The 20511-nt window shown below is 67.7% G+C and carries 17 protein-coding genes and 2 riboswitches; of the genes, 4 read left to right on the top strand and 13 right to left on the bottom strand.

Annotation, left to right across the window (positions count from 1 at the left end):
- Positions 1-3 precede the first annotated feature (3 nt).
- From HNP52_RS02000 to HNP52_RS01940, 13 genes are all read right to left on the bottom strand, one after another.
- The gene (locus HNP52_RS02000) at positions 4-1965 is read right to left on the bottom strand and encodes a TonB-dependent siderophore receptor (RefSeq protein WP_184161750.1); all 1962 of its coding nucleotides are present in this window, start codon (positions 1963-1965) and stop codon (positions 4-6) included.
- 141 nt (positions 1966-2106) lie between these two features.
- Positions 2107-2291, bottom strand: a riboswitch (cobalamin riboswitch).
- On the bottom strand, positions 2290-2982 hold the full coding sequence (locus HNP52_RS01995; protein ID WP_184161747.1) for a phytanoyl-CoA dioxygenase family protein: 693 nt from the start codon (positions 2980-2982) through the stop codon (positions 2290-2292). It overlaps the preceding riboswitch by 2 nt.
- Positions 2979-3752 (bottom strand): ABC transporter ATP-binding protein, encoded by a 774-nt coding sequence (locus tag HNP52_RS01990; RefSeq protein WP_184161744.1) that lies wholly within the window; start codon positions 3750-3752, stop codon positions 2979-2981. The genes HNP52_RS01995 and HNP52_RS01990 overlap by 4 nt, the downstream gene beginning before the upstream one ends.
- Positions 3746-4738, bottom strand: a complete 993-nt coding sequence (locus HNP52_RS01985; RefSeq protein WP_184161741.1) for an iron ABC transporter permease — start codon at positions 4736-4738, stop codon at positions 3746-3748. The genes HNP52_RS01990 and HNP52_RS01985 overlap by 7 nt, the downstream gene beginning before the upstream one ends.
- Positions 4735-5571 (bottom strand): ABC transporter substrate-binding protein, encoded by an 837-nt coding sequence (locus HNP52_RS01980; protein ID WP_260395862.1) that lies wholly within the window; start codon positions 5569-5571, stop codon positions 4735-4737. The genes HNP52_RS01985 and HNP52_RS01980 overlap by 4 nt, the downstream gene beginning before the upstream one ends.
- A gap of 119 nt (positions 5572-5690) precedes the next feature.
- Positions 5691-6299: a cob(I)yrinic acid a,c-diamide adenosyltransferase gene (gene cobO / locus HNP52_RS01975; RefSeq protein ID WP_184161735.1), complete on the bottom strand. Its 609-nt coding sequence runs from the start codon at positions 6297-6299 to the stop codon at positions 5691-5693.
- A 20-nt stretch (positions 6300-6319) separates the two neighbouring features.
- Positions 6320-8260: a TonB-dependent siderophore receptor gene (locus tag HNP52_RS01970; RefSeq protein WP_260395861.1), complete on the bottom strand. Its 1941-nt coding sequence runs from the start codon at positions 8258-8260 to the stop codon at positions 6320-6322.
- 174 nt (positions 8261-8434) lie between these two features.
- Positions 8435-8657, bottom strand: a riboswitch (cobalamin riboswitch).
- 59 nt (positions 8658-8716) lie between these two features.
- On the bottom strand, positions 8717-8986 hold the full coding sequence (locus HNP52_RS01965; RefSeq protein WP_184161732.1) for a hypothetical protein: 270 nt from the start codon (positions 8984-8986) through the stop codon (positions 8717-8719).
- Between the two features lie 57 nt (positions 8987-9043).
- Positions 9044-10276 (bottom strand): BNR-4 repeat-containing protein, encoded by a 1233-nt coding sequence (locus HNP52_RS01960; RefSeq protein ID WP_184161729.1) that lies wholly within the window; start codon positions 10274-10276, stop codon positions 9044-9046.
- A gap of 78 nt (positions 10277-10354) precedes the next feature.
- Positions 10355-11836, bottom strand: coding sequence for a 2-dehydro-3-deoxy-6-phosphogalactonate aldolase (locus HNP52_RS23260; protein WP_184161726.1), 1482 nt, complete (start codon positions 11834-11836; stop codon positions 10355-10357).
- Entirely contained in the window at positions 11833-12750 is a 918-nt protein-coding gene (locus tag HNP52_RS01950; protein WP_184161723.1) for a 2-dehydro-3-deoxygalactonokinase, read from the bottom strand. Before HNP52_RS01950 ends, HNP52_RS23260 begins: the two co-directional genes overlap by 4 nt.
- Positions 12734-13462: an SDR family oxidoreductase gene (locus HNP52_RS01945; protein WP_311768383.1), complete on the bottom strand. Its 729-nt coding sequence runs from the start codon at positions 13460-13462 to the stop codon at positions 12734-12736. Before HNP52_RS01945 ends, HNP52_RS01950 begins: the two co-directional genes overlap by 17 nt.
- A 27-nt stretch (positions 13463-13489) precedes the next feature.
- Positions 13490-16165 (bottom strand): TonB-dependent receptor, encoded by a 2676-nt coding sequence (locus HNP52_RS01940; protein WP_184161720.1) that lies wholly within the window; start codon positions 16163-16165, stop codon positions 13490-13492.
- Between the two features lie 210 nt (positions 16166-16375).
- Between HNP52_RS01940 and HNP52_RS01935 the strand changes: the two genes are divergently transcribed.
- Genes HNP52_RS01935 through HNP52_RS01920 form a run of 4 tightly spaced genes read left to right on the top strand, consistent with a single transcriptional unit; the run spans position 16376 to position 20469 of the window.
- Positions 16376-17296, top strand: a complete 921-nt coding sequence (locus tag HNP52_RS01935) for a dihydrodipicolinate synthase family protein (protein ID WP_311768382.1) — start codon at positions 16376-16378, stop codon at positions 17294-17296.
- Positions 17297-17298: 2 nt separating this feature from the next.
- Positions 17299-18465 carry a mandelate racemase/muconate lactonizing enzyme family protein gene (locus HNP52_RS01930; RefSeq protein ID WP_221416075.1) on the top strand — a complete coding sequence of 389 codons (1167 nt, stop codon included), beginning with the start codon at positions 17299-17301 and terminating at the stop codon, positions 18463-18465.
- 39 nt (positions 18466-18504) lie between these two features.
- Positions 18505-19227, top strand: a complete 723-nt coding sequence (locus tag HNP52_RS01925) for an IclR family transcriptional regulator (protein ID WP_184161717.1) — start codon at positions 18505-18507, stop codon at positions 19225-19227.
- The gene (locus HNP52_RS01920; protein ID WP_184161714.1) at positions 19228-20469 is read left to right on the top strand and encodes an MFS transporter; all 1242 of its coding nucleotides are present in this window, start codon (positions 19228-19230) and stop codon (positions 20467-20469) included.
- The last annotated feature ends 42 nt before the right edge of the window (positions 20470-20511 follow it).

Below are 20511 nucleotides of genomic sequence, written 5' to 3'. Positions count from 1 at the left end.
CCATCAGAAGCGCCCGCGGATGCCGGCATAGATGCTGCGGCCCAGCGTGCCGTAGCGATAGGCGGTCATGTACTTCTCGTCGAACAGGTTCTCGGCGCGGGCGAACACGCTGAGATTGTCGCCGGCCTTCAGCTCGGCGCGCAGGTCGACCAGCGTATAGTCGTCGAGCTTCGTGGTGTTCGCCGCATTGTCGAAGCTGTGGCCTGCCCAGCGCACCGCCGCGCCGGTGGTCAGGCCGAACGGGAAGGCATAGCTGATCGAGCCGTTCGCGGTGTTCTGCGGGCGGCGCGGCAGCCACTTGCCGAAGGTCGCGGTGCCGGCCGAGCGATCCTCGGCGACGGTCCAGCTGTAGTTGCCGTCGAGGGTGAAGCCACCCAGGTTGAGCGCGCCCGATGCTTCGATGCCATGTGCTTCGGCACGCGAGACGTTCGAATAATAGCCGAAGCGGCGCACGGTGGTGCTGCCCGGCACGAAGCAGAGCGGCGCGGTCGAGGTCGTGGTGCAGCTGTTGAAGATGATCTGGCTGGTGGTCTTGCGCTCGAAATAGGTCGCGCCGAACACCAGCTTGCGGCCGAACAGCTGCTGCTCGACGCCGGCTTCCCAGCCCTTGGCCTGTTCCGGGTCGAGCGCGGTGTTCCCATACTCGCTGAACTGCTGGTACAGCGAGGGTGCCTTGAAGCCTTCGCCATAGTTCGCGCGGACGATCGTGCCCCAGGACGAGCGCCACACGCCGCCGGCCTGGAACAGCGTCTGCCCGCCGAAGCGGCTGTGATCGTCATAGCGGATGCCGCCGTTCAGGGTCAGGCCGGTGATCGGCTCGACGCTGAGCTGCGCATAGGCGCTGGTGAGCTCGGCTTCGCCGCGCGCAAAGGCCGGCAGCGGGGTCGCCAGCGATGCCGCGGGCGAGCGGCTGCGGAAGTCCGAATTCTCGTTTTCCAGGCCGAACACCGCGGAGATCTGCTTGGTGAACGCGAAGCTGCCCTGGTACTCGAAGCGCTTGTTCCTGCCGTCGGACTCGAAGCTCAGCGGACGCGCGCGGGTCGGGCCATAGCTGTCGCGATCGGTGTCGGTATAGGCATAGGCGAAGCGGTTGCGGAACCGGCCGTCGAGCAGCGACAGGTTGATGCCCGCATAGCCAACGAACTCCTCGTTGGTCGAATAGTCGCTGTTGTCGCCGCTGGTCGAATCGATCTCGGTGCGACCGTTCGAATAATAGCCGCGGACCTCGACGCTGAGGTTGCTGGTCAGCGTCAGCTCCGCGCGACCGCTGGCGCTGCTGTTGGTGTAGCCATCGGCTTCCTTGCCGCCGAATTCAGGGGCGATCGCCGAGATGCCGGCGGTGGTGAAGCGCTGGCCGCCGATGCGCCAGGCGAGCGGGCCGGTCTTGCCGCCGATCGCGGCGCGGGCGCTGACCGTCTCGCGCGAGCCGGCTTCGATGTCGAAGCTGCCCTCGAGCGGCTTTTCGGGCGTGGCGGTGACGATGTTGACCACGCCGCCGATCGCCTGGCTGCCCCACAGGATCGACTGCGGGCCACGCAGCACTTCGATGCGCGCGCTGTCACCGATCAGCATGTTGGCGAAGTTATAGCCGCCGCCGGTGGCTGCGGGATCGTTGAGCTTCACGCCATCGATCACCACCACGGTCTGGTCGGGCTCGGCGCCGCGGATGCGCAGCGAGGTCGAAGTGCCATAGCCGCCGTTGCGCGAGATGCTGATGCCGGGCGTGCGGAGCAGGAGTTCGGTCGCGCCGACATCCTGGCTGCGATCGATCGCGGCCTTGTCGAGCACGGTGATCGAGGCCGGGACCTGATCGATGTTCACCGGCGCACGGGTGGCGGTGACGACGATGTCGTCATTGCTCTCGGTTGCGGCGGCATCGGGCGCGGCGGCCTGCTGCGCGAAGGCGGCGGGAGCCGCGGCGAGGGCGAGGACGGACACGGAGAGACGGAAAACGGACTTCAGCATTATTCGACCCAATCGACATGCCGGGTACGCGCGAACGCTGCCTGGGCCGCCTGGGCGCGCACGACAGCGTCCGCGCATGCGCGCGGCCAACCTTGTCGTCGCTCGGGTTCACCCCCGTCCGTCCGGCACACCCTGTCCGCACGAAAGACGACCGCGACGGGCAGGTCTCCTGGCTCGCGGGTCGATGCCGGTCGGCCGCCTTCTCGGGCTGCAACACCCAATGGCAAATGGCCGATGACTCACCGCTTACAGTTGCAGGGGCAGCCGGGGTTTTCCCGTTCCCTTTTCATCCCCGTCTCCGGGGAACCTGTCGCGGCGCTGCCCTTAGGCGGCCTTCATCCAGACGACAAGCGCGAAGCGTGCCTTGTTGGCCGGCAGCGTGCGGTGCGGCGTGAAGCGATCGAGGAACAGCACGGTGCCCGCCGGACATTCGGGCTGGAGCCGGGGCATGCCGGCGATCGCCTCGTCGGTGATCCGAAGGCCCTGGTCGGTCTCGCTGGCGAGCGGCGCGGGCTGGCGGCCGGGGATGATCTCCAGCCCGCCATTGCCGGGCCCGGCGTCGCAGAGCGGAATCCAGGCGGTGGTCCAGACCTGCCCGCACGAGGTGCCGTCGTCACGGGCGACGTCGGAGTGCCAGGCATGGCGGTGCTCGGGGAAGCTGGCGATGCTGGCACGGATACGGACGACCTTGCCGGCCAGTTCGCGCTCGCTGAGCCGCTGGGCTTCGGCGAGCAGGCGCGGATCGTTGGCGATCTCCTGCAGCCGGGGGCCGCGATGCGCATCGGTGCAGATCGCCACGCGCAGCAGGTTCGCCTGGCTGCGGTCGCTCGCATAGATCCGGTCGAGCCGTTCGGCGAGCGGTGCGTCGGGGCAGCTCTTGTCGAAAGGCAGGTAGAAGGCGTGCGACAGCCGGTCGATATGCTCGGCGATGTCGGCCTGGGCGGCTTCGACCAGCGCGCGATCGAACAACGGCAGGGCGGCATAGCCCTGCGCGCGGTAGAAGGCGGGATCGGTCATCGGCTGCGGCCCAGGGTCGTGATCGTCGGCCAGTCGCCGCTGAGCTCGACCTTCGCCTCGATGCCGTAGACCGACTTGAGATTGGCGGGCGTCAGCACTTCGGCGGGCGTGCCGTCGGCGACGACGGTGCCGCTGTCGATCAGCACCAGCCGGTCGCAATAGCGCGCGGCCATGGTCAGGTCGTGGAGCACTGCGATCACCAGCCCGCCGGCGCGTGCCTCGGACTGGAGCAGTTCCATCACGTCGATCTGGTGACCGGGATCGAGGCTGGCGAGCGGCTCGTCGGCGATCAGCGCCGGGGCCTCGACCGCAAGCGCGCGGGCGAGCAGCACGCGGGCCCGCTCGCCGCCCGAAAGCTCGGTGGCGACCCGGTCGCGCAGATCCGCGACGTCGGCGCGCGTGATCGCCCGCTCGATCGCGGCGGTGTCGGCGTCGCTGATCCGCGACATCGGCGCGAGATGCGGCAGACGGCCCAGCTCGATCAGCCTCTCCACGGTGAGCGGCCAGTGCAGGGTCTGGCCCTGGGGGAGATAGGCGACGCGCCTGGCCAGCTCCGCGCGTGGCATCGTCGCGACTTCCGTGTCGTCGACGAGAATGCTGCCGCTGTGCGGCACCAGCGCCAGCATGGCGCGGGCGAGGGTGGACTTGCCCGCGCCATTCGGGCCGACGATGCCGGTGAGCGTGCCGGGCGCGAAACCCGCGCTGGCGCTGCGGACGACATGGCGCTTGCCGAGCGACACGCCGACCTGTTCGAGACGGATGTTCACCACAGGCGGCGCTCCCGCATCAGGTGGATCAGGAAGACCGGTACGCCGAGGAACGCGGTAACGACGCCGAGCTTGAGCTCGTTCTTGGTGTCGATCAGGCGGACGGCGAGATCGGCGAAGGTGAGCAGGGCCGCGCCGCCGATCGCGGAGGGCAGCAGGATCGCCGAGGGACTCCGGTCGGTGAGCGGGCGGACGAGATGCGGGACGATCAGCCCGACGAACCCGATCGCGCCCGATACCGCCACCGCGCCGCCGACGCCGATCGCGGTGCCGAGCAGCAGGCGGATGCGGGTGCGCTGGATATCGACGCCCAGCGCCTGCGCGCCGTCCTCGCCCAGCGTCAGCGCATCGAGCGCACGGCCGTCCCAGAACAGCAGCAGCGCGCCGATCGCGATGCAGGGATAGGCGATCCAGACATGCTCGAACGAGCGGTTCTCCAGGCTGCCGAGCAGCCAGGTCATGATCTCCATCGCCGCGAAGGGATTGGGCGAGAGGTTGAGCGCGAGGCTGACTCCCGCCGTCGCCAGCGTCGCGATGGCGATGCCGGCGAGGATCAGGGTGAGCGGGCTTTCCGAGCGTCCGGCGAGTGCGGACAGGCCGACCAGCGACAGCAATGCGCCCAGCACCGCAAGCACCGGCAGCGCGATCGGGTGCAGCTCGGCCAGCCCGAAATAGAGCGCTGCCACTGCGCCGAGCGATGCGGCGTTGGAAGTGCCGAGCACCGCCGGTTCGGCGAGCGGATTGCGCAGATAACCCTGCAGCGCGGCACCGGCCAGGCCGAGCATCGCGCCGACACCGAGGCCGAGCAGCATGCGCGGCAGGCGCAGTTCGAGCAGGATGGTGGAGGCGATGCGGTCACCATGCCCGGTAAAGGCGGCGAGCATCCGGGCGAGCGAGAGATGGACCGGGCCGAACAGCAGCGATCCGATCGCGGCGACGAGCGTGAGGGCGAGCAGCCCGCCGATCAACAAGGGACGGGATAGGGTCATCGGGCGTGGGTCCGATCCTGATAACGGGTCAGTTGGGCTGCCATCCCCTGGGCGGCCTCGACATAGGCGGGGCTGCCGCACACGGTCCATGCCTGGGGGATGGAGATGCGCGGGATATTGGCGATCGCCGGGTGGTGCAGCATCTCGGTGCCCTGGTCGGCGATCTTGTCGGTCGCGCTTTCGACGATCAGGTAATCGGGCTGGGCCGCGACCATCTCCTCGAGGCTGAGCTGCGAGAGCGGCGGCTTGTCGAGCTTGGCGGCCAGGTTCACCAGCCCCATGCGCTGCATCAGGTCGTCGATCAGCGTGCCGGTGCCGGTCATGAAGCCGCGGCGCTGGTAATAGGCCGCGACCTTGCCGCCGCCGGGCTTGCCGATCCTGGCCAGTGCCGCCTGCATGCGCGCGACCAGCGCTTCGCCGCGCTCGGGATGGCCGACCGCCACTGCGGTCTGGCGGATCGAGGCATAGATCTCGTCGACCGTATTGGCGGTCTCTAGGTCCAGCATGTTGTACTTGTGGCCCTTGAGCGCGCGCATCGCGGCGCTGCGCTTTGCCGGCATGCCGACGACCAGGTCCGGATCGATTGCGAGGATCTGCTCGGCCGAGTTCTTGAGCACCGGCAGGCCGCGCGCCTTCATGGCCTCGCCCGACATCTCGGTGTCGGTGGCGTTGCGGGTGAGTCCGGCGATCTGGTCGCGATCGGCGAGCGCGAGGATCAGCTGATCCGCGCACAGGTTGAGCGAGACGATCCGCTTGGGCTTGGTTGTGGGGAGAGGGGTTGGCGAAGGGGCGGCGGCCCAGAGTGCGGCACCACCTAGGGCGAGCAGCGGCAAGGCAAGAATTATCCGTTCCCCGGCGAAAGCCGGGGCCCAGGGTTTCCCTGCTGCACCGCTTGAGGCCCTGGGCCCCGGCTTTCGCCGGGAAGCAGCCAGGGGGAGGCGCGGGGGACGCATCAGAACTCGATCCCCGCCTGCGCCTTGACGTTCTGCTCGCGGAAGGGGTGCTTCACCTGCGCCATCTCGGTGACGAGATCGGCGGCGTCGATCAGTGCCTGGGGCGCGTTACGGCCGGTGATGATGACGTGCTTCATCTCGGGCTTGGCGGCGAGCGCCTCAAGCACTTCCTCGGTCGGCAGATAATCGTAGCGCAGCACGATGTTGAGCTCGTCGGCGATCACCATCGCGTATTCGGGGTCGGCGATCATCCGCTTCACTTCCTCCCACGCCTCGCGCGCCACCGCGATGTCGCGGCTGCGGTCCTGCGTGTCCCAGGTGAAGCCCTCGCCCATCGGCTTGAACTCGATCAGGTCGGGGAAGCGGTCGAACACCGCCTTCTCGCCGGTGGCCATCGCGCCCTTCACGAACTGCACCATGCCCACCTTCATGCCGTGCCCGATCGCGCGCACCGCCATGCCGAGCGCGGCGGAGGTCTTGCCCTTGCCCGGCCCGGTATGGACGATGATCAGGCCCTTCTCGACCGTCTTGGTGGCAAGCTTCTTGGCCTGGGCGACCTGAAGCTTCTTCATCTTGGCGTTATGCTCTTCGTCGGTGCGCTGCTTCACGGCCGCTTCCCCCTGATGCTTCAGAACGCCACGCGCACGCCGCCATAGGCAGCGGCACCCGGGGTCGCGAAGCTGAACACTTCCTCATACTTCACGTCGAACAGGTTCTCGACGCGGCCGAACACCGAAAAGCGATCGGTCAGCTTGTACTGCGCGTTGAGATTGACCAGCGTGAATGGCTTGAGCGACACGCGCACCGGCACATAGCTCGGGTCGGTATAGGCGACGTCGTCGATCCGGCCATTGTAGCGCACGGTCAGCGTGGTCGAGAAACGCTCGTCCTTGCTGAACAGCGTGGCGTTGAAGCTGGCGATGTCGCCGGGGCGGCGGACCTCGGTGACGCCGTCCTCGGTCGCATCGAGATGCGTATATACCGCTTCGATCTGCACCTGCCGGATCGGGCGCAGGCTGGCGGTGACTTCGACGCCGTGCTGCTTCGAGTCCGTCGTCCGATTGGCCGGCGTCGCGGTGAAGTTCGGCGCCGGATAGCTGGTGTAGATCTCGTCCGTCAGCTTCGAATCGAAGTACGTCGCGCCGATCACGGCCTTGCCGTCCCAGAAGCTCTGGTCGACGCCGACTTCCCAGCCCTGCGACTTCTCCGGCTTCAGGTCCGGATTGCCGATATAGGTGCCGCTCGAATAGCCGTAGAGCTCGTAATAGCCGGGGTTCTTCACGCCGGTGCCATAGGCCGCGTGGATGCGCGTGTCGGTCGGCAGGCGATAGCCGGCCTGGACGCGCCAGGTGGTGGTGTCGGCGAAGCGGTTATTGTCGTCGTAGCGGATCGAGGCGCCGCCGGTGAAGCCGCCCGCGGTCAGCTCATATTGCCCGACCAGGCCGAGATTGTCGGTGTCGCGGCGGCCGCGGAACGCGTCATAGGGCGAGCCGGTCGACGGCGCGATGTTCTGGAACTGCTCGCGCTCCCAGTCGACCGCGCCGGTCAGCCGGTGGCTGATCGCGTCGGTCCCGAAGCGGAAGCTCGACACGAACGATCCCTTGTAGCGCTGGCCCTTGTCGCCATAGTTGAAGCCGAAGGCGTTGTAGCCCTTGCGCGTCGTGTCCGAGAACTGGCCCGAGAGCGTGTTGGTCCAGCGCCCGTCGAGCGCGGTCAGCTCGGCGCTGAGCAGGCCGTAAAGTGCCTTATTGGTGAAATAGGTGCCGGGGCTGTCGATCGTGTAGCCGAAGCGCGGGCTCGCCGGATTGGCATCGCTGTCGTTGGTCTCGGCGTCGGTATAGCTGTAGCGCAGCACGCCGCTCAGCTTGAAATTCTCCGCCGGGGTCCAGTTGAGCTTGGTGGTCGCGCCGACATTGTCCGAGCCGATGTCGCGGCTGCCGCCGCGCGCGGTTGGATAGCCCCTGGTGTGGTACCAGCTGCCCGACACCGCATAGTCGAAATCGCCCGAGGCGCCGGCGGCGCGGGCCGCGGTGCTGAGCGTGCCGAACGAGCCGCCTTCGATGCGCGCGCTGTAGCCCGGCGCTTCGCGGCCCGACAGGGTGATGTAGTTGATCACGCCGCCGATCGCGTCCGAGCCGTAGAGCGAGCTCTGCTGGCCGCGCAGCACTTCGACGCGGGCGGCGGGATCGGCGATCAGCGTGCCGAGGTCATATTCGCCATAATAGGGATCGGCCGCCTCGATCCCGTCGATCAGGACGAGGACGTGGTTGCTCTCCGAGCCGCGGATGCGGATCTGGGTCTGGCCGCCGATCGCGCCGATCCGGCTGACCGAGATGCCGGGCACGTCGCGCAGCACGTCGGAGACGATACGCGTCTGGCGCTGGTCGAGCTGCTGCGCGGTGATCACCGTGGCCGAGGCGGGCAGGTCCTTGAGCTCGGTGCCCTCGCCCGAGCGCGAGGCGGTGACGATGATCGTGTCCTGCGGATCGCCGGACTGGTCTTCGCTCTGCGCGAAGGCCGGCGTGGCGGCGGCGATCGCGAGCAGCGAGACGAAACTGGTCTTCAACATGGGTAGTCCCCCCGGCGCCCGTGCAACGAGGGCGGGGGCCTGCCGCGAACGGCCGGTGCGAGACGCGAGGCGGGCGCTTGTTCGCCGTCGCGCACGTACCGAAGCGGCCCCTGCCGCTTGATTCGTCGCTCAGACGGAGAGATACCGTGCCCTGGCCATCCCCTGGACCAAAGCAAGAGCGACCGTTGCGCCGGCAGGTCTCCTGGCTCGCGGGTCAGGGCGTGATGCACGGCCTTCCCGGACCGATGGTCCAGTGGCTGCTCCCTCGAATGGGGAGCCAGTGCATCGCGCTCGCCGCTTACAGTTGCAGGGACAGCCGCGGAATTGGACGGAAAGCCCGTCCGCACCGCATTCCCGTTTAAGCCCCTTTCGGGGCACCGGCGCGATCTTGTCGTGGAGGGCGTGTGCCCTCCACGGCGCGGCGCATAGGGCAAATGGAACGCCGCGCCAAGCCGCTCAGCACTCCGGATCGGTGCAGCGGGTGACGATCGTGCCGTCCGCCGCCTTTGCGGGAGCCTCGGGAATGAGGACCGTCTTCGGCTTCGGCGTCTCGGTGGCGACGGGCGGCGGAGTGAGGGTGGGCGCCGGGCTCGGCGCGGCGTCGGGCGTCGGCGAAACGATCACGTTGCCGCTCTTTGCCGGCGCATCGGCGGTGCGGGTCAGGAACAGCGCCAGGCCGGACAAGCCCGCCAGCGGCAGCAGCCAGAGCAAGTGTTTGCGGATCAAGGGCGATCTCCATGCGGAAGCGCTCCGGCGGCGGGACCCGCCGGAGCGTTCGTTCGGTCAGGGCAGGGTGTTGCCGATGCTGATGACGTGGAGTCGTCCGCGATTGGCGTCGATCTCGGTCGGTGCCGCGGCGTAGATCACGTCCTCGGTCGTCGACTTGAGGATGCCCGAGATGCGGGTCACCGAGCTCTGGGCCGGCGCCACCTGGCGCACCGCCCAGGTCGGGCTTTCCGCCGCCATCAGGCCGCTGCCCAGCACGGTGAAATAGACCCGCGCCCGGGTGCCGTTGTGCGTGGTCTCCACGGCGGCGGGCACGTCGTTGTTCGCCGTGTAGATCTTCACCCGGTCGACCCAGGCGCCGTTCCAGCGCACGCGGTAGACGTCGAAGTTGTACGCATTGGTGCCGCCCGCGGTGCGATAGCGATAGGCGATGCTCGGTCGGGCATATTGGTCGACAGTGAGCCCTGCCGCCTGGATGCCGACGCCGTCGTTCGAGTTGTTCCAAACCTCGCCGGTGCCGAGCCCCTGGAACAGGACATTGGCGGTGGTGCGCGTGGCCGGAGCGCTGAGTGCGACGCCGTTCGCGGTACGGAATACGCCGGCGGCGACATCGTACTTCAGGTAGGAGCCATAGTGGCGCAGCGAGCGCGGCGTGCCATAGGCCCATTCGAAGGCGATATGGACGTTGCCGGCATCGTCGATCTTCAGGTCGTCGGGATAGACATAGTTGGTGTTCTCGCGCGCGAAGATGCCGATCTTCGACCAGCTGTTCGCGGCATTGTCCCAGCGATAGAGCTCGCCCTGGCCGGCATTGTTGTAGTGGTTGCGGATGATCAGGAAGATGTCGCCATTGGGCGCGTCCTCGGCGATCGGATAGGTTGCGCCGACGGTGCCCGGCATGTCGCCGATGCGGCGCAGCATGCCCGTCGGATCATTCGGTGCGCTCGAGCGGAAATAGCGCCAGTCGTCGACATGATGATCGGTCCAGACATGGATATAGCCGTCACCGTCCACCGCGATCGTCGGCTGGTCGTGGCCGACATCGTCGGCATGGCTCCAGACATTGCCGTTCTCGTCCTTGAGATAGTCGATCGTCCAGGCGCCGGTTCCCACCTTCACGCCGATCTTGATCTTGTGGGTGCCGGCGGTATCGCCGGGCGCGTTGAACGCGACATAGGTGGTGTTGCCCTTCACCACCATCGGCCGCCACCAGGCGGCGGCGTTGGAGGAATCGGTCTCCGCGGGCACCGTATCGACGGCCACCTGGGCCTGGGCGGTGGCGGGCGTCAAAAGGGCAAGCGGGCACAGCAACGCTGTGCTGGCAATCAAGCGCAAGCGCATGGCATTCTCTCCTGATTCTGGTTTTGGTTACTCGGTACGCGTCTCCTTGGACCGGGTGTGTCGGGCGGATCCGCCGCCCGTCAGGTCAATCGCGAACAGCCCGCCGCTGGCGGGGAAAGCCTCGAGCTGGGCAGGCGAAAGCCGCATGCGCGAGCTCGTTACGTAGAGCGTGTCGCCGGCCAGCGCGGCGCTGCTGAGATTGGGTGCCGGCACCGCTATGCTGCGCAGCATGGCGCCGTCGGGTGCCAGTTCGGCGACGCAGCCGCCGCCCCACATCGCCACGAAGAAACGGCCATCGGCCGCGCGGGTCATGCCGTCGGGCTTGCCGGGCAGATTCATGAAGTCGCTGACGATCACCGGCTCGCCGAGCGTGCCGGCGTCGATATCGGCAGGGTAGGCGATCAGCGTGCGCGAGAGCGTGTCGATGACGAACAGCGTCCTGCCGTCCTCGGAGAAGGCCATGCCATTGGGCACGCCCAGCCCTTCGGCCACGCGGCGCGGCGCGGCTTCGGGACCGGCGGCATGGAAGATCGCGCCGCGGCCGGCCAGGATCGCCTTGTGCATGGTGCCGCCCCACAGGCCGCCCTTGGGATCGACGGTCAGGTCGTTGAAGCGGCAGCCGGGACCGATCTCCGCTTGTGGGCCGGTGGTGCCGTCGAGGGTGCAGAAGGCGCTTTCGAGCGTGCCGGCGATGCGGCTGTCGGGGAGCTCGGCGAGACCGAAGATCGACCGTTCGGTGGGCTGCTCGGTCACCTCGCCTTCGGCGAAACGATAGACGCGGCGGCGTACCGGGTCGGTCCAGGTGACGGTATCGCCCTGCACTACCGGGGACTCGCCGATGATCGCCTGCGGGTTGGCGATCAGCCGCGCGCGAGGGGCGTGCCGGATGGCGCGGATCAGCGCACCGGCACGGGCGCCGACTTCCTCGGCGGAGCGGCCTGGCTTGTAGAGATCCGATCCGATGCCGAATCCGCTGCAGCCGGCTTCCCGCAATGCCGGGATATTGGCCGGGCCGACGCCGCCGACCGCCAGCACCGCCACATGCTTCGGCAGCACCGTGCGCAACGCGGCGATGTCTCCTTCATGCCCGGCGGCAGGGAAGAACTTCAGGTGGCGCCCCCCGGCCGCGAGTGCGGCGAACGCTTCGCTCGGTGTTGCGCAACCGGGCAGCGGAACCAGGCCGAGGCGCAGTGCCTCCCCGATAACCGCGGCATCGATATTCGGCGAGACGCAGATTGTCGCGCCGCATGCGGCAAGCTTTCGTACCTGCTCCGGATCGGTGACGGTCCCCGCCCCGATCGCCATCCGGTCACCGAATTCGCGGCAGAGCAGCGCGATCGTGTCGAACGGGTCGGGCGAATTGAGCGGGACTTCGGCGATGCGGATGCCGGCATCGTAGAGCGCGTCGACGACCGCTACCGCTTCCTCCGCGCGCAGGCCGCGCAGGATCGCGACGATCGGCAGTTCGGCCAGCGCTGCATCGAGCCGGGCGGCCGCGCCGTCGCTCATCCGATGCTCGCCCGGTGCAGCGCGCGGAAGCCGAGCAGGCAGGCGCGGCGCGATTCGACGAGTTCGCTCTCGATCCCGGCCGAGCCGAGTGCGGCGGCGTAGAGGCGGGAAAGCGGCCCGTTGCCGATCAGCGGCACCACGGCATCGCCCATATCGGGGAAGGCGGCCATCGCATCGGCGATCTCCGAACCGATCAGCAGTCCGCGGATATAGGATGCGGCGTCGGCGCGGCTGAGCTCGCCGCGGATCACGCGGGCGCGGGCGCCGAAGAGCAGGCTCGACAGCCCAAGCCCACCGGCACGTCCGCGCGCGACGCCTTCGCGGAACGCCGGTCCGTCCGCCGCCTCGCCTTCGACGATCGAGGCAAGCAGCCCCTGCGCGGTCAGCCGGTCGAAGATCTCGCCGGACATGGCGGTGAGGAACTCGCCGATGCGTCCATTCTCGCGTCGCACCCATTTGGTATGGGTGCCGGGCAGCGCGGCGACGCCGTTGCCGGGTGCCAGCTCCATCAGGCCGAGCAACTCGGTTTCCTCGCCGCGCAGGATGTCCGGCGCGGCGTCGAAGTCGCGGTTGCAGGCGATGCCAGGTACGATCCGCACCGGGCTGTCGCCGATCTCCACCGGGATCGCCGCACGGGCGAGGTCTGCCATGCCGGCTGGTGCAATCGCATAGGGCGCCTCGGCCCAGCCGATGTTCGATCCGATCATGCCCGATGCGTAGATCGGGCCGTGACCGGGCCAGCGCGCTGCGAGCGTCGCCATCATCTCGGCCATGCCTTCCCGGCTCAGCCCCGCAACGCCCTTCGCCGCGACGATCTCGTCGACTACGCTTCCGTCGCCGGCGATCCGCCAGGCGCGGAAGTTCGAGCTTCCCCAATTGACGCCGACAATCTCGGCATCAGCGGCGTGTGACACTTGCACCTCCGTCCAGGGGATGAATGGCCCCGGTGATCCAGCTCGCCCGATCCGAGGCGAGGAACAGCGCCAGCTCGGCAACATCCTCGGGGGTGCCGAGGCGGCCAAGCGGATGGCGCAAGATATTGGCGGCGCGCGCCGCCTGCGGGTCTTCGGCGCGATCGAACGAGTCCCGCAGCAGCGGCGTATCGACCGATGCCGGCGCGATCGCGTTGATCCGGATCCCGTCCGGCGCGAATTCGAGTGCGGCGGTGCGCGTTAGGCTCTCGATCGCTGCCTTGGATGCGGCATAGGCCGCGAGCGTCGGCGTCGCGAAATCGGCGTTGATCGACGAGAGCAGCAGGATCGACCCGCCGCCCCGCGCCCGCATCGCGGGCACGGCCTGGCGCAGCAACCGCACCGCGCCGATCACGTTGACGTCGTAGATGTCGGCCCAGGCGGCGGTATCGGTATCGATCACCCCGCCATGGACCGAAATGGCGGCGGCGTGGACAAGGATGTCGATCCCGCCCAGCCGCGCCACCGCTTCGGCCACGTCCGCATCCGAGCGGAGATCGGCGACCAGCGCCTCGTCCGCGTCGGATGCGGGCTGGAGATCGAGCCCGGCAACCCGGGCGCCGGCAGTGCGGAACCGCCGGGCGATCGCCGCGCCGATCCCGCTCGCGGCGCCGGTTACCAGCGCCGTGCGCCCGGCCAGTTCGCTATCGCTCACCTTCGATCTCCTCCCGGCAGGCCAGCGTCAGAATTTGACGCTCACGCTGGCCTTGTACATGCGCCCGAAGAACAGGTTCGTCCGCAGCGCTTCCGAGGAGCCGTCATAAGTGCGCTGGTGCTCGTTGAGGAGGTTGTTCGCCTCGAGGTTGAGCGAGAAGTTCTTCGAGATGTCGTACCGGAAGGTCGCCGACAGATCGGTATAGGCATCGTTGTAGATGCCGGTGTTCGCACCCGACAGGCCGACCAGATAGTCGTCGCGCCAGTTGTATGCGACGCGGAACGACACCGGGCCCTTCTCGTAATAGCCGACCAGGTTGGCGTTGTTCTTCGACAGGCCCGGGAAGGCGAGCACGCGGCCCACCGCGTCGCGGATCGGCGTCGAGGAGTCGATGTACGAATAGGTGGCGACGATGCCGAACCCGTCCAGCGCGCCGGGCAGGAAGTAGAAGGGCAGCTGGAGCAGCGCCTCGATGCCCTTCACCTTGGCGCCGTCGCCATTGATCTTGCGATTGATGAGGTAGTTGACGTTGTTGAACGTCTCGGGGCTCTGCTTGGCGACGATGAAGGTCGAGACGTCCTTGTAGAAAAGCCCGACCGAGAACAGCGCCTGGCGGCCGAAATAATATTCGAGCGAGGCGTCGAACTGGTTGGCCTTGAACGGATTGAGGTTCGGCGCGCCGCCGCTGCCGGTGCCCGGGGTGGTCTGCACGCCGCCGACGAAGATCGCGGTGTTGTTGAGTGTGACGCCGTTGTTGAGATCGGCGGTGTTCGGGAAGGCGACGACCTTCGCCGCGCCCAGGCGCACGATCATCCCGTCGGCGACGTTCAGTCGGACGGTTGCCGAGGGCAGCCATTCGTCATCGGTGCGCTCGAAGCTGGCCGGGGTGACCCCGCCGGTGGCGCCGATCAGGTTGCCGATCGAGGTCATGTCGCGATGCAGGTAGCGCACGCCGATATTGCCGGCGAGATCGAGGCCGCCCTCCACCTTGAAGTCGAGCTTGGCATAGCCCTCGGTGAACTTCTCGTTGATCCGGTAGGTGCCGGCGAGCGCGGTGGCCGTCTGGGTCGGATTGAGGCAGGCCGCCGATTGCGAGACGGCGGTGACCGTGGTCCAGGCGCTGCAGCCATCGGCGATGGTGTCATTGCCCGCCAGGAAGGTGCGGGTCAGGCCCGCGAAGTCGCCCTCGGCGAACTTGGGGTTCGAGCGTAGCGTCAGATATTGCGCGAGCGAGGTCGCGACGATGCCGCCGGTCGGGCGGATATCGGCGAGCGCCGGGTTCACCCGCGTGTCGAGCTTCTGGTAGCGCACGCCGACGCTCAGCTTGTCGAGGAAGCCTTCGCCCAGGTCCGCGCTCCAGTCGGTGCGCGCGGCGGTGGCCTCGGTCTTCGCCCGGTAGAGATTGTCGAACAGGATGGTGAAGCGCAGCTGCGACGGATCGCTCAGGTTGATGCCGCTGATCGAATAGGCACCCAGATCTCCCTTGGAGAAGTCGAAACTGGTGCTCGGCGTGATCGTGGTTAGCGGCTGGAGCCGGAGGTAATTCTGGTCGTAGCTCGAGGTCGAGCGGTTGTACGACACCTCGGCGCTCGCCTTGATCCGGTCGGTCACGTCGAACTTGCCGTTCAGTGCCGAGGACCAGGTGTCGGCCTTGGTATAGGCGAACTCGCTGTTGGTCAGCACCGGCGCGGTCGAGTTGCCGGAGATCAGGATGTTGTTCGGCGAATAGGTGGCGTTGGTCAGCCCGGTCTGCGGGTTGAACGAGATCCAGTAGCGCTCGCGGTCCGAGATCAGCTTGGAATAGAAGCTGTCGAGGGTGATCTCGACGCCCGGGCCCGGCTTCCACTGGATCACGCCGTCCAGGCCGAACTTGGTGCGCGTCTCGGAAATTTCCTCGGGGCGAACGTCCGAATGACCGAAATGTACAGCGCCGTTTGAGTCCGTGAAGCGGGTATAGCCCGAGAAGGTATCGAGTCCCTGCTGAGAAAGCCTGCGCCGGCCATAGGAAGCCGAGACCAGCACGCCGAGCGTGTCGCCGGCGAACTTCTGCGAGACCAGGCCGAACAGCTCGTAGCTCGGCTTCTCGGTCAGCGTGTCGTAGCTGGCGCCGGCGCGGGCGGCGATGCTGTTCGGGCCATCCAGCGGCTTGCGCGTGTTGATGTCGACGATGCCGCCGAGGGCGCCCGCGATGTCGTCGGCGCCGGCGAGCTTGGTCACTTCGAGGCGCGAGATCAGCTCGGAAGGCACCAGCGACAGGATGCCATAGGTCGAGCTGCCGAGCTGATCGAGGCCGACGCCGCCGCGGCCGGTGGCGTCGACGATCTCGCGGCCGTTGAACAAATAGACGTTCTGGCGAAGGCCGCGCACCGACACGTTGGTGCCCTCGGCGATGCCGCGATCGACCTGGATGCCCGAGACGCGGGCGAGGGATTCGGCGACGTTGCGGTCGGGCAGCTTGCCGATGTCATCGGCGACGATAGCGTCGACGAACTGGATCGCGTCGCGCTTGATGTCACGCGCGGCGCCAAGGCTCTGGCGGATGCCGGTGACGATGATGGCGCCGTCGTCCTGCTGTTCGGCGGGATCGGCTGCCTGGGTGACCGGCGCGGCCGAGTCGGTCTGCGCGGCTGCGGGTGTGGCGAGCAATGCCGCCGACCCGAGAATGGTGGACACCAGCAGGCGCTGGATGGTGCGATTCTTCATATCCTCTCCCCTTATCAACCCGGCGGTTGGCGGGCCCGGCTTTTCGCCTTTGGCTTCCGCTTGACGTATCTACTAAAGCAACAATAGGGATCGTGCAACCCCCTCATTGGCAGAGGGTGTTGCCGTGACAACGGCGCAACACTTGAGTTGACAAGGGTGAATTTGCGGGCGCATATGACAAATATAGCAACAAAATATTCCGGAGGGGATGTGATCCAGCTGCAAGGCGTGCTGCCGATTCTGCCGACGATCTTCACCGAGTCGGGTGCGGTGGACGAAGCGGGCATGCGCCGCGTGCTCGACTATATCGTCGCGGCCGGCGCGCAGGGCGTGGTCTTCCCGGGCCTCGCCAGCGAATATGACATGCTGAGCGTCGAGGAGCGGCTGCACCTCACCGCGCGAATCGGCGAATGGCTGGATGGTCGCGTGCCCTTCGTGGTCGGCGGCAGCACTGGCGATACGAAGGAGGCGATCGCCTATGCCGAAGCCGGCGCGAAGGCTGGCGCCTCGGCCGCGATGATCCTCACGCCCAAGACCTTTGCCGGCGATCTCGCCGCAATGGCGGGTTTCTTCCGCGCCGCGCACGAAGGCTCGGGCATCGCGATCATGCTGCAGAACGCGCCGGCGCCGATGGGCATCGGCATGCCGCTCGAGCAGGTCGCCGAGCTCGCGCACCAGGTGCCGGGCATCAAGTACGTCAAGGAAGAGGCGCCGCCCTCGGGGCAGCGCATCACGCGGCTGACGGAGCTGGCGGGCGATTCGCTCGAGGCCGTTTTCGGCGGCGCGGGCGCGCGCTATGTGATCGACGAACTGGCGCGCGGCGCGCGTGGTACGATGCCGGCCTGCGAGATCACCGAGCTGCACGTCCGCATGCTCGCCGACTATGCGGCGGGCGAAGAGGACAAGGCGCGCGACCTGTTCGAGCGTACCCTACCGCTGCTCAACATGCAGGCGATCTTCCGCTGGCGACTGACCAAGGCGGTGCTCCAGCGCCGCGGGTTGATCGAAAGCACTTATGTGCGTGCGCCGGGACCAGAACTTGACCGCTATGATCGCGCGGAGCTGGACGCATTGCTCGGCCGGCTGGCAGACCTGCTGCCGATGGAAGCACCCCAGGGGGCACTCGCCTGACCATGCGCATCGCCGCGATCGACACGTTCATCGTCACCGTCCCCCGCGACACGCCCTATCTGGGGCCGCTCGCGGAGGGCGAGCATGTCAATGCGCGCGGCTATATCGTGCGCAAGGGCAATGGCACGATCTACCCGACGGTCGACCGCTCGATCGTGGTGCGCGTCACCGCCGAGGACGGTAGCGTTGGTTGGGGCGAGACCTATGGGATCTGTGCGCCCAAAGCGACCTGCGAGATCGTCAACGATCTGCTTGCGCCGGTGCTTGTCGGCGCGAAGGTCGGCGACATCGGCGCGAGCTGGGACCTGCTCTACGGGCTGATGCGCGTGCGCGGCGCCTGGGGCGGCTTCCATGTCGATGCAATCGCGGCGATCGACATCGCATTGTGGGATTTGAAGGGCAAGGCAGCGGGCAAGCCTGTCCGCGAGCTGATCGGCGAGACCGTGCATAGGGCGATTCCGGGCTATCTCTCGGGACTGCCGGCGGCGACGCTCGAGGACCGGGTTGCGCTGGCGCAGCAATGGCAGGCGCGCGGCATCGACGCGTTCAAGTTCGCCGCGGTTGTCAGCCATGAGGGGATCGTTGCCGAGATGGCTGCGCTCCGCGAGGCGCTGGGCGACAAGGCCGAGATCCTGATCGACCTGCACTGGAAATTCTCGCCTGCCGAGGCCGCGGACCTGATCGCGAAGCTGGCGCCCTATCGCCCCGGCTTCGTCGAGGCGCCGGTAAAGCCCGAGGACATTGCCGGGCTCGCGCATCTAGCCGCGACCAGCCCCGTTCCGGTGGCTGCGGGCGAGGAATGGTACACTGAATATGAGGCGACCAACCGCCTCGCCGCCGGGCCGCTTGCCTATATCCAGCCCGAGATGGGCCATACCGGCATCACCCAGTTCGTCCGCATCGCCCGGCTCGCCGCCGCCAAGCGCGTCGCGGTGGCGCCGCATGCGACGGTGGGTACCGGCATCTTCCTTGCCGCCAGCCTCCAGGCTTCGGCGACGATCCCAGGGCTGTGGAAGCATGAGTGGCAGCACTCCGTCTTCGAGCGGAACCTGGCGCTGCTCGACACCGATATGGGGCATGGCGAGGGCGGCTATGTCCTGCCCACTGGTCCTGGCCTCGGCGTCGAGCCGAACGCACGTTTCTGGGGCCATGCGGAGCGGGTGGCGTGAGCTATGCGGCGCCTCCGCGCGGGTGCATAGGATGCAACCATGCGCGCTAAACTCAACGCCCAGCCGAACCAGAGCCTGATCGACGGCATTGCCACGCTCCAGGCGCTCGCAACTTCGCCCGAGCCGGTCGGCTGCCGCGAGCTCGCGCGGCGGCTCGATGCGGATCCGACCAAGATCAACCGGCTGCTCAAGACGCTCGCCTATCTCGGCATCGCCCGACAGACCGCCAACCGCAAATACACCGCCGGCGCCGGCATGCATGTGCTTGCCGCGCAGAGCCTGTTCGCATCGGGCCTGATCCGGCGCGCGCTGCCGGTGCTCGAGAATCTCCGCCGCTTTGGCCACACGGTAGCGCTCGGCGTGCTGTGGGGCGACAGCGTCAGCTATCTGTTTCACGCGCCGCCGGGGATCGAGGCATCGCGCGGCCTGGGGCGTATCGGCCTGCTGCCCGCCACGACCAGCGGCATCGGCATCGTCCTGCTCTCCGAGCTGGACGACGACGAAGTGCGCGACATCTATCGCGACAAGGACATCCCGATGTTCCCGGAAGGGATCGAGCAGCTGCTCGCCAAGCTCGCCGAGGTGCGGCGGCTGGGCTACGCCCGCGTCCATGTCGCCGACGAGCGCGACCATCATGTCGTCGCGGTTTCGACCGGCGATCCCGCCCATGCCGGCATCGCGCTTTCCGGCTGGATTCCCGAGGCGGCGACCGAGCCGCTGGTTGCCGCGCTGCGCGAAGCTGCACCCGAAATAGGAGGCTGAATGTCCGATCCGGCTGTGCCCATCGGCGAGACCCGTTCGCCGAGCCCTTTGCGCTGGGCGATCCTCGCGCTGCTCTTCGCCTCGACCGTGCTCAACTATGTCGACCGGCAGACGCTTTCGATCCTCGCGCCGATGGTGCAGCGCGACCTCAAGATCGACGACATCGGCTATGCGCATGTCGTCCAGCTGTTCCTGATCGCCTATACGATCGCCTATCTCGTCGCTGGCTGGCTGACCGACAAGCTCGGCACGCGGACGGCGCTGGCGCTGTTCGTCGGCTGGTGGTCGCTCGCCAACATGGCGACGGGCTTCGTGCGCAGCGCCGCGGCATTGGGCGGCGCCCGGGCAATGCTCGGGCTGGGCGAAGCGGGCAACTATACCGCCGGGCCCAAGGCGGTCTCCGAGCATTTCCCGCCGCGCGAACGGGGCTTCGCCTTCGGCACCTATACCGCCGGCGCGATGGTTGGCGCGACGATCGCACCGCCGCTGATCGGCTGGCTGGCGCTGACCTATGGCTGGCGCGAAGCATTCGTGGCGACCGGCGCGCTGGGCTTTGTCTGGCTGGTCGCCTGGCTCGCCATCTATCCGCGCGGCAAGGAAAAGGCTGCTGGCCCGGCTGAGCCGACGCCGTGGCGGGCAATCCTGCGCGAGCGGCCCCTGTGGGGCTTTGCGCTATCGCGGATGCTCGCCGATCCGGTGTGGTATTTCTACCTGTTCTGGTTCCCAAAATACCTTGCCGACCAGCGCGAGCTGAGTCTGATGACGATCGCGGCGACGGCGTGGATCGTTTATCTCGCTGCGGACATCGGCAGTATCGGCGGGGGCATCTTCTCGGGCCAGCTGATCAAGCGCGGGATGACGCCACCCAACAGCCGGCTGGTCGGCCTTGCGGTCGCGGCGGTGCTGGCGCCGGCGGGCATGCTGATCTCGACCAATCCGGGGATCGAAGTGACCTTCGCGCTGGCGGCGCTGGTGGCGTTCGCCCACCTCGTCTTCCAGATCAACATCAGCACCCTGGTGGTCGATCTCTACCCGACCCGGGTCGTCGCGACCGTGTTCGGCATCGTCGCGGCGGGCAGCGGGCTGGGCGGGATCTTCTCGACCCAGCTCGTGGGGCACCTCGCCCAGTCGGGCAATTACGGGCAGATCTTCCTGCTGATGGGGTGCCTGCATCCGCTGGCGATGCTGATCGCCTTCGTGGCGCTGCGCAGCCAGCCGAAATCGGAGCTGCGGCCGGCCTGACGGGCGCGGCTCTTCCAACATCGGATGCGAGCCGACTCGCGA

The sequence above is a fragment of the Sphingomonas kyeonggiensis genome (assembly GCF_014204495.1).
GTDB classification, from domain to species: Bacteria; Pseudomonadota; Alphaproteobacteria; order Sphingomonadales; family Sphingomonadaceae; genus Sphingomonas; species Sphingomonas kyeonggiensis_A.
This window is presented reverse-complemented; position numbering and strand designations above follow the sequence as displayed.

Excerpts from the sequence above, each read along its gene's own strand:
- HNP52_RS02000 (WP_184161750.1), bottom strand. The coding sequence starts at position 1,965 with ATGCTGAAGTCCGTTTTCCGTCTCTCCGTGTCCGTCCTCGCCCTCGCC.
- HNP52_RS01940 (WP_184161720.1), bottom strand. The coding sequence starts at position 16,165 with ATGAAGAATCGCACCATCCAGCGCCTGCTGGTGTCCACCATTCTCGGG.
- HNP52_RS23260 (WP_184161726.1), bottom strand. The coding sequence starts at position 11,836 with ATGAGCGACGGCGCGGCCGCCCGGCTCGATGCAGCGCTGGCCGAACTG.
- HNP52_RS01995 (WP_184161747.1), bottom strand. The coding sequence starts at position 2,982 with ATGACCGATCCCGCCTTCTACCGCGCGCAGGGCTATGCCGCCCTGCCG.
- HNP52_RS01985 (WP_184161741.1), bottom strand. The coding sequence starts at position 4,738 with ATGACCCTATCCCGTCCCTTGTTGATCGGCGGGCTGCTCGCCCTCACG.
- HNP52_RS01970 (WP_260395861.1), bottom strand. The coding sequence starts at position 8,260 with ATGTTGAAGACCAGTTTCGTCTCGCTGCTCGCGATCGCCGCCGCCACG.
- HNP52_RS01925 (WP_184161717.1), top strand. The coding sequence starts at position 18,505 with ATGCGCGCTAAACTCAACGCCCAGCCGAACCAGAGCCTGATCGACGGC.
- HNP52_RS01920 (WP_184161714.1), top strand. The coding sequence starts at position 19,228 with ATGTCCGATCCGGCTGTGCCCATCGGCGAGACCCGTTCGCCGAGCCCT.
- HNP52_RS01930 (WP_221416075.1), top strand. The coding sequence starts at position 17,299 with ATGCGCATCGCCGCGATCGACACGTTCATCGTCACCGTCCCCCGCGAC.